Source organism: Stackebrandtia sp., from assembly GCF_035643755.1.
In the GTDB taxonomy this organism is placed as follows: domain Bacteria; phylum Actinomycetota; class Actinomycetes; order Mycobacteriales; family Micromonosporaceae; genus Stackebrandtia.
In genome coordinates, this window is record NZ_DASQPW010000082.1 from 1 (window position 1) to 8,919 (window position 8,919).

Genomic DNA, 8,919 nt, shown 5'->3' on the forward strand with positions numbered 1-8,919 from the left:
GGTCGCCCGCGGGCTGCACATCGTGGTGGGCGTACAGCAGCACGGTCGGCGCGCCGGGCGGGGCGGGCCTGCGCCCGATCACCGCAGGCTGCCCGGTCTTGCCGGACTCGCCCTTGGCGGTGACGATGCGCACATCGGGCAGTCCCGCTCCGCGCAGCAGCTCGGCCACGGCCTCGGCGCTGCGCGCCACCTGCGCGTGGTCGAAGCCGTCGAAGGCCACCGAAGGTATGCGCGCCAACGAGATCAGGTCGTCGATGACGCCCGGCATCAGGTCGGAGACGGCGGAACGAAGCTGCGCGACGGGATCGGACATGCGGTCATACTAAGCGGCTCAACCCCGAGTTCTACACTGGCCGCCGTGCACCGGTATCGCTTCCTGCTGTCGCTGCGCTGGCTGGGTATGGCGGCGCTCGGAATCGTGCTGATCGCCGCCTGCGTCTGGTTGGGCTTTTGGCAACACGACCGCTACGAATACCGCGCCGACGTCAACGCGCGCATCGCCGCCGGCGACGGCGAGAAGCACCCCGACGCCGTGGAGACGGTGCTGTCGCCCTCCAGCGGACCCGCCGCCGACGCGGTGTGGAAGCGGGTGCGCGCCACGGGACGCTACGACGCCGACGCGCAGGTGCTGATCCGCAACCGCTCGGTCAACAGCGCCGCCGGGTACGAGGTGGTCACGCCGCTGATCCTCGCCGACGGCACCGCCGTGCTGATCGATCGCGGCTGGGTGCCGCCGGCGTCCAGCGGGGCCACCAAGCCCCCCGCGGTGCCCGCCCCGCCGAAGGGAACCGTCACGGTGACCGCGCGGGTGCGCCCGTCCGAGGAGAAGCTCGGCACGGTCGACACCGTGGACGGCGTCCGCCAGGCCCGCAGCGTCAACGTCGCCGAGCTGTCGAAGGACCTCGACTCGCCGGTGATGCGCGGCTACCTCACCGATGACAAGCCCCCCAAGGGTTTGACGGCGATCCCGGTGGAGGAGGAGCGCGCCTGGCAGAACTTCGCGTACTCCTACCAGTGGTGGCTGTTCGCCATCATGATCCCCATCGGCCTGGCGATGATCGCCCGCCGCGAGGCCCACCCGCCCGACGTGGACACCCCGAGGCAGCGCAAGCCCAGGTGGGGCGAGGAACGCGTCTGAAACTCAGTGCACCATGGAGTAGGGCGGCGGCGTGAACTTCTCCACCGGCTGCCCCTTCAGCCCGGCCTTCAACGCCGCGACCACGGCGCTGATGGGTTTCTGGGAATTCCCCTCTCCCACGGGATCGAAGGGATTGTCCGGATCGGACATGAACCCGGCCGCGGCGAGCTGCGGGGTGAAGCCCACGAACCACGCCGCCCGGTCGGAGTCGGTGGTGCCGGTCTTGCCCGCCACCGGGCGCCCCAGCTGTCCGTACACACTGGACGCCGTGCTCCAGCCGCCGCAGCTGCCCCTGGCCGCCCCGTACCCCGTGGGGCAGCGGGCGGCGTCGGTGGCGGCGCGCGCCACCTTCTTGGACACCGCGCGGTGGCAGTCGGGCGCGGCCTTGGCCATCTCCTTGCCGTGCTGGTCGATGGCCTTGAGCACCGGCGTCGGCTCGCAGTACATGCCCTCGGCGGCCACCGTGGCGTAGGCCCCGGCCATCTCCAGCGGCGTGGTGTCGGCGACGCCCAGGGTGAACGCGCCCCAGCCGTTGGCGTGCTTCTTGCTGGCGTAGAACGCGTCGGATTGGTTGTGCCACTTCAATCCCAGCCGCTCGGCCATGTGCACCGCCCGGGCCGCGCCCACCCGCTCGATGAGCTGCGCGAAATAGGTGTTCACCGATTTGCCGAAGCCCGACCACATGGTCTGGTTGCCGGTCATGGCGCCGGAGGCGTTGGACGGGCACCACTGCCCGCCGCACGAGGCCGGGCCCGAGGCGACCGGATAGTGCGTGGCCACCTGGTGCGGCGCGTAGATGTCGGTGCTCAGCGGCATCCCCTTCTCCAGGGCCGCCAGCATCGTGAACATCTTGAACGTCGACCCCGCCTGGTATCCCGAGACGCCGCCGCCCCCGAGCAGCGCGTTCACCGTGTTGGGATAGTTGCCCTTCATGCCTCTGGCCGCGGCCATCGGGTCGGCGCTGGGCCCGTTGCCCCCCTGGTCGAGGCTGAACGTTCTGTTCACCGCCATCGCCTTGATGCGCCCGGTGCCCGGTTCCAGCGCCACCGCCCCCAGGGCGTGTCTGCTGTCGCGTGATTCGCTGGCGTCGATGTTCTTCTGCAGCGCCTTCTGGGCGTGCGGGTCGATCGAGGTGATGATGGTGTATCCGCCGCGCCGCAGGTTGTTCTCGCGGTCACGCGGGGTCTTGCCGAACTGCGGCTGGGTCCGCCACCAGTGCCGAACGTAGTCGCAGAAGAAGCCGTAGCGGCGCGCCTTCTTGCCCACGTCGATGCAGGCGTTGGACGGGTGCGACAGGTGCAGCTTGATCGGGGTGCGCGTGCTGTCGCGCGCCTCCTTGTGCGTGATGTAGCCGAGCTTGGCCATCCGACCGATCACCCAGTTGCGGCGCTTGGTGGCGTCCTTGGTGTTGGTGGCGGCGGGGTCGTAGGCCGACGGCGCCTGCACCAGGCCCGCCAGCATCGCCGCCTGCGGCAGCGTCAGGTCGTCGGGCGACTTCGAGAAGTACACATAGGATGCCGCGAAGATGCCGTAGGCGCGGTGCCCGAAGTAGACCTGGTTCAGGTACGCCTCCAGGATCTCCTTCTTGGTCATGCGCTGCTCCAGCGAGGTGGCCAGCCGCATCTCCCGCAGCTTGCGGGAGGGGGTCTGCTCGGTGACGGCCAGCACCTCCTCGTTGGTCTTGGCGTTGCTGCGCAGGGCCCCCCGGACGTACTGCATGGTCAATGTGGACGCGCCCTGGGAGACCTGGCCGCCGGAGTTGTTGGCCACCATGGCCCGCGCGACTCCGCGATAGTCCACGCCGTGGTGCTGGTAGAAGCGGGAGTCCTCGGCCGAGACGATGGCCTGCTGCATCACCGGCGCCACCTCGTCCAGCGGGACGTTGCGCCGAAACTCGTCGTAGAACTGCGACAGCAGCGTCGTTCCGTCGGAGGCGTACACGTAGGTGGTCTGGGGCGGCGTGGCGTCGCCGAGCTTCGCCGACAGCTTGTCGACCGCCTCCACGCCCGCCTTGGCCGACAGCCCGCCGGTGGCCACCAGCGGGAACACCATGACGGCCGCCATGAGACCGCCGATCGCCCCGACCTTCAACAGCGAGCGAATCCCCAGGGCCGCCTTGATAAGACGTTCCCGAAGGCCGTGATACGCCTTAGTCCATCCCATGGTTATCGACCGTAAGCCACGGAAGCATCGCAACGTGTGAGGACGAGCCGAACCGGGACGGGATTTCGACGCGGCCCCGTTAGGCTGTCGCGGTTGGTGATCGAGGAAGGGGACGGTCGGATGTACCCGATGGGTCTGCGGTTGGACGGGCGCCGCGTCCTGGTGGTGGGCGGCGGATCGGTTGCCCAGCGCCGGATCCCGCGGCTGCTGGACGCCGGGGCCGACGTTCTGCTGGTGGCGCCGCGGGTGCACACCGCCCTGCGCGATCTCGCCGGGCGGGGGCTCGTGCGGCTGGCGGAGCGGGAGTTCGTGCCGTCCGATCTGGCCGGTGCCTGGCTGGTGCTGGTCGCCACCGACGACGCGGACGCCAACGCCGAGATCTCGGGCCTGGCCGAGGAGGCGCGGGTGTTTTGCGTGCGCGCCGACGACGCCGACGCGGCCACGGCCTGGACGCCCGCCGTGGTGCGCGACGCGGGACTGACCGTGGCGGCCTTCGCCGAGGTGGACCCGCGGCGGGCGGCGGCGCTGCGCGACCGGGTCGCCGAGATCATCGAGCGCGGCGAGCTGTCGGTGCCGCGTTTCCGCCCCGCCGCCGACGACGAGCCGCGGGTGGCGCTGGTGGGGGCGGGCCCCGGCGACGCCGACCTGATCACGGTGGCGGGCCGCCGCGCCCTCAACGCCGCCGACGTGGTGATCGCCGACCGCCTGGCCCCGGCGCGGCTGTTGGAGGACCTGCGCGACGACGTCGAGCTGATCGACGCCGCGAAGATCCCCTATGGAGAGTCGATGGGCCAGGAGGACATCATTGAGCTCATGCTGGCGCGCGCCGGGCAGGGCAAGCGGGTGGTGCGGCTCAAGGGCGGGGACGGCTTCGTGTTCGGCCGCGGCGGCGAGGAGCTCGACGCGTGCGCCGCCGCCGGGATCGCGGTCCGGGTGATCCCGGGCGTCACCAGCGCCGTGGCGGCCCCCGCCCTGGCGGGAATCCCCGTGACCCGCAGGGGGGTCGTGCACGAGTTCACCGTGGTCAGCGGGCACGCCGCGCCCGGCGATCCGTCCAGCCTGGTCAATTGGGGGGCGCTGGCGGCGTCCAACGGCACCATCGTGCTGCTCATGGCAGTGGCGCACCGGGAGGCCATCGCCGCGGCCCTGATCGCCGGTGGACGCCGCGCCGACACCCCGGTCGTGGCCGTCATGGACGCCTCCACGCCGCGCCAGCGCGAGCTGAAATCCACACTGGACTCCATCGGCGCTGTCGACGTCGCCAGCCCCGCCGTCATCGTCATCGGCGACGTCGCCGCCTTAGGCGTGTGAGACGGCGAGGTCGCGGCCCAGGAGCGCGGCGAGCCGCCGCGCCTCGGACTCGATGTCGGCGCGGGGCGCATCGCCCGCCTCGGCGAACCAGGAAACGGCGAGGGTGTCGGGACCGGCCTTCCAGGTGCCAATGACGACGCCGTCGGCGACGACGAGGTTGGCGCCGCGCGAGACGGCGGCGCGGCGCTTCCCGGGCACGATCGTGCCGTCGGCCGTCCCGGGGCCCAGGACCCACTGGTCGTGCCCGGGAAGCAGAACCACGGGCGCGCTCGGGGATGCCGCCGCGAGGGCGTCCAGGTGCCTTCTGGCCTGCAGCATCGGCCGACCGTCCACGGTGATCTCGGCGAGCTCGTCCGACAGCTCGGCGAGCCAACGGGCGATCCGCTTGCGCCCGGCGCTCAAACCGTTGCCGAGCCAGTAATACAGGTTCTCGGCCGTCGCGGGTCCGTACGCGTCGAAGTACGCCGCCACGGACGCGCGGCCCGCGTCGTCGAGATCGGGGATCCCGCTCCACAGCGGACTGACCGACGGGGACTGGAACGTCGCCCGCCCGTCCCGCACGGGCCCGAAGCAGATGTCGCCCTGCCACGCGAACGGCTTCAGGAAGGTGTCGCTGTTGTCGGTGAACGCGGGTCCGAGCCGACCGAAGCGGGCGTCGCGCGTCACTCCCGCGGCCAGCTGCTCGCGCGTGACGGGTCCGTCGGCGACCAGGTCGCGGACGATCCCGCGCAGCGTCGGCCACTGCCGCGGCTCGACGCCGTAATGCCGCACCCAGCTGGGCAGCTCCCATTGCCTGCCCGCCGCGCGCAGCGCCAGGTAGCTACCCGCGACCCGCGGGCTCACGAGATGGGTGGCGCCCCGAAACAGGTAGGTCTTCATGACGCGGCCCGATTCCAGCGCCCGCGCCACCTCGCCCGCCGCCGATGACGTCAGCCGTCGGCGCACGGCGAGCTCCGCGTCGCCCGAGACCGCGGGCATCGCGCCGAGCCGCTCGACGACCCGATCGGCCGATGCGGCGCCTTCGGCCAGGAACTGCCTCGTCAATCGCCAAGACAGCGCCTGGCCGCGACCGGTCTTCATGCCACCGAGGTTAAGGCCTGGCTGTGACCAGGGCCTGTTGGGGAACTCACTTCCGCGGCGAGCGGCTTCCCGGTGGATGCGTGGCAAGGCGGAGGTGCGCCCGCATACCGGTGTTGTACGCGGGCGCACCGACAACGCCGCCAGGCGCCGTCGGGAAGCCGCGCAGCAGGAAACGGGGTTCTCTCCAACAGGCCCTAGTCCAGCTTGTCCAGCAGCAGCGCGCAGCGGATCAGGCCCAGGTGCGAGTACGCCTGCGGGTGGTTGCCCAGGCCGCGCTCGGCGATCGGGTCCCACTCCTCGGCCAGCAGCCCGGTGGGCCCGGCGCAGTGCAGGATCTGCTGGTACAGGTCCTCGGCGTCGGTCTTTCGTCCAATCAGGAGGTACGCCTCGGCCAGCCAGGACGCGCACAGGATGAACCCGCCCTCGGTGCCGGGCATGCCGTCGTCCTTGCGGTAGCGGTAGACGGTCGGCCCGCTGCGCAGGCCCGCCTCGATGGCCTCGATGGTCTTGGTGAAGCGCGGGTCGTCGGCGCTCAGCAGCCCCGACAGCCCGATCCACAGCGAGGCGGCGTCCAGGTCGGTGTCGCCGTACGCGGCGGTGTAGGCGCCCACGCCCTCGTGCCAGCCCAGGTCGATGACGTTCTCGGCGATCTTGTCGCGCAGGTCGTGCCAGCCGGGGTTGGCCTTCAGACCGTAGTTCTCCGACAGGAACAGGGCCCGCTCGATGGTCTTCCAGCACATCACCTTGGAGTACACGTGGTGCCGGGGCGCCTGGCGCTCCTCCCACACCCCGTGGTCGGGCTCGTGCCAGCGGCGCTCCACGGCGTTGGCCATCGAGGTGATCACGCTGGACTCGAACGCGTCGAGCTTGCCGCGCCGCTCGGCCACGGCCGCCACCAGTTCGGCGACGGGACCGAAGACGTCCAGCTGCACCTGGCGGTTGGCGGCGTTGGAGATCCGCACCGGACGCGAACCCGCGTAGCCCGGGAGCGTGTCGATGACGGCCTCGGGGCCCAGCGGCTGCCCGTCGATGGTGTACAGCGGGGCCAGCCACTCGGGGTGGCCGCCGGTGCTGTCGACCACGCCCGACACCCAGCGGAAGAAGTTCTCCGCCTCGTGCAGCGAACCCAGGTTGACCAGGGCGCGCGCCGTCATGGAGCCGTCGCGCAGCCAACAGAAGCGGTAGTCCCAGTTGCGGATGCCGCCCAGGTGTTCGGGCAGCGAGGTGGTGGCGGCGGCCATGATGCCGCCGGTGGGCTCGTGGCACAGGCCCTTGAGCGTCAGGGCGCTGCGCGCCACCATGTCCGGGTCGCGCATCGGCAGGTCGAGCTGCTTCACCCAGTCGCGGCGCGATTCCTCGGTGTCGGACCAGCGCTGGGAGACCTCGGTGGGATGGGGCGCGACATTGTCGGCGCCGCATCGCAGCTCCAGCACCAGTTCCCCACCCAGAGCGGCGAGGTCCACTGTGGCCTTGGCGGTGTCGTGCTCGCCGTCGGAGACGACCTGCCACTCCACGCCCGGGGAGCGCAGGGCCATGGGTTCGTTGGCGCCCAACACGAGCAGCCCGTCGCCCAGGGGTTGCAGCCGCACCTGGGTCTGTCCGAACTCCGGGCGCGGCGCGAACTCGACCCGGGTGGGCACCCGGCCCGACAGCTGCCGGATCAGTACGGTGGTGTGCGCGTCGCCGCCGTGCAGCGGCGTGGAGTCCATCCAGTCGGTGACGGTCAGCCCGGCCCACTTGGTCTCCACCGTCATGGTTCCGGGGATGTAGCGCTGCGACTGGGTGAGCCCCGCATCGACCGGCTGCGCCGTGAAGTGCCCGGCGGGCGAGCCGCCCAACAGGTCGGCGAACACCGCGCCGGAGTCGGGGCGGGGGTGACACATCCAGGTGATGCGCGCGTCCGGGGTCACCAGGGCGATGTTCGCGCCGTCCGACAGCATCGAGTGCCGCTGGATGGGCTGGGCGTGCTCGCCGTGCAGCCAGCTGCGCCGGATCTCCACCAGGGTGGCCAGCAGCTGCGCCACCTCGAGGGTGTCGTTGATCCGGTAGGCGGCGCGCGTGCTTCCGGCGCCCACCCGCACCCCGATGTCGGGGCCGTGCAGGGAGGCGAAGGCGTTCTCGTCCGTGATGTCGTCGCCGATGAACAGCACCGCCGAGGCGCCCAGCTGCTGACGCAGGTCGTCCAGAGCGTTTCCCTTGTGCTTGGTCACCACCGACAGGTCGACGACCTCCTTGCCCTCGACGACCTGGACGCCCTCCCAGGCGGCCGGGCCCGAGGTGATCTCCTTCAGGACGGCGGAGGCGGTCGGGCGGTCGGCCTCGCGGGTGTGCAGCGCGGCGCCGGCGGGCTTCAGCTCGATGCGCACTCCACTGTGGGCCTCGGCGATGGACGTCAGCGCCTCGATGATCTTGTTGCGCAGACTGACCTGCTCGGCGCTCAGCGCGTGGGTGAATCCGACGTCGAATTCCGATCCGTGGGAACCGACCAGGTGCACCTCGCTGGGCAGCCGGGACAGCGCCGCCAGGTCCCGCAGCGCGCGGCCGGAGATGACCGCGACCTTGGTCTGGGACAGATTCGCCAGGGCGCGCAGGGCCGCGACCGACTCCGGCCGCGGCGTCGCCGTGGACGGATTGGTGACGATCGGCGCCAGGGTGCCGTCATAGTCGCAGGCGATCAACAACTGGGGAACCCGCGCGAGCTTCGTGAGCGCGGTGCGCAGCGCGGGATCGAAGGATGTAACAGTCTGCTCAGTGTCGGTCATGGATGATTTCCCAGAGATTCCGTGCACGCGACGGCGCGGATTACCATCAAGCGACACCCGTGACCAGGCACGTCGCCAGCATGCGGCTCAACGCTGAACCCTATTCGTCGGTGCGGATTATGTCGTGGACGTTTCGCGAATATTGCCGGAATTGTACGCGGTTGCCGTTTCCGGCACTCCGAGCGCGGTCAGGAAACCGCGAGCCCAATGTTTCACATCGTGTCCACGAAGGTAGCGGCGCATGGCCTTCATTCGCCTGCGACGGTCCGATTCGGGCGCCTGGATGGCGCGCAGCATCCCGGACTTCACCTGATCGAGATCGTGCGGGTTGACCAGATAGGCCTGCTTGAGATCCGAGGCCGCGCCGGTGAACTCCGACAGCAGGAGGGCCCCGTCGTCGTCCACCCGGGAGGCCACGTACTCCTTGGCCACCAGGTTCATCCCGTCGCGCAGCGGCGTCACCAG

Annotated in this window: 6 protein-coding genes and 1 pseudogene; 2 read left to right on the top strand and 5 right to left on the bottom strand. The window is 70.8% G+C overall.

Annotation, left to right across the window (positions count from 1 at the left end; all coding sequences use genetic code 11):
- Positions 1-313: pseudogene (locus VE172_RS06105) on the bottom strand (dipeptidase); the annotation flags it as partial.
- A gap of 45 nt (positions 314-358) precedes the next feature.
- Here VE172_RS06105 and VE172_RS06110 point away from each other — a divergent pair.
- Positions 359-1,138, top strand: a complete 780-nt coding sequence (locus VE172_RS06110) for an SURF1 family cytochrome oxidase biogenesis protein (RefSeq protein WP_324798616.1) — start codon at positions 359-361, stop codon at positions 1,136-1,138.
- 3 nt (positions 1,139-1,141) lie between these two features.
- On the opposite strand, the gene VE172_RS06115 is transcribed toward VE172_RS06110, so the two are convergent.
- Positions 1,142-3,301 carry a transglycosylase domain-containing protein gene (locus VE172_RS06115; RefSeq protein WP_324798619.1) on the bottom strand — a complete coding sequence of 720 codons (2,160 nt, stop codon included), beginning with the start codon at positions 3,299-3,301 and terminating at the stop codon, positions 1,142-1,144.
- Between the two features lie 120 nt (positions 3,302-3,421).
- On the opposite strand from VE172_RS06115, the gene cobA reads away from it, so the two are divergent.
- On the top strand, positions 3,422-4,612 hold the full coding sequence (gene cobA, locus VE172_RS06120) for a uroporphyrinogen-III C-methyltransferase (RefSeq protein ID WP_349258271.1): 1,191 nt from the start codon (positions 3,422-3,424) through the stop codon (positions 4,610-4,612).
- On the opposite strand, the gene VE172_RS06125 is transcribed toward cobA, so the two are convergent.
- The 3 genes from VE172_RS06125 to VE172_RS06135 form a co-directional block, all read right to left on the bottom strand.
- Positions 4,601-5,692: a DNA glycosylase AlkZ-like family protein gene (locus VE172_RS06125; protein WP_324798621.1), complete on the bottom strand. Its 1,092-nt coding sequence runs from the start codon at positions 5,690-5,692 to the stop codon at positions 4,601-4,603. The genes cobA and VE172_RS06125 overlap by 12 nt on opposite strands.
- 194 nt (positions 5,693-5,886) lie before the next feature.
- Positions 5,887-8,454 (bottom strand): trehalose-phosphatase, encoded by a 2,568-nt coding sequence (otsB, locus tag VE172_RS06130; protein WP_324798623.1) that lies wholly within the window; start codon positions 8,452-8,454, stop codon positions 5,887-5,889.
- 117 nt (positions 8,455-8,571) lie between these two features.
- The coding region (locus VE172_RS06135) for a trehalose-6-phosphate synthase (protein WP_324798625.1) at positions 8,572-8,919 on the bottom strand (348 nt) is incomplete at its 5' end.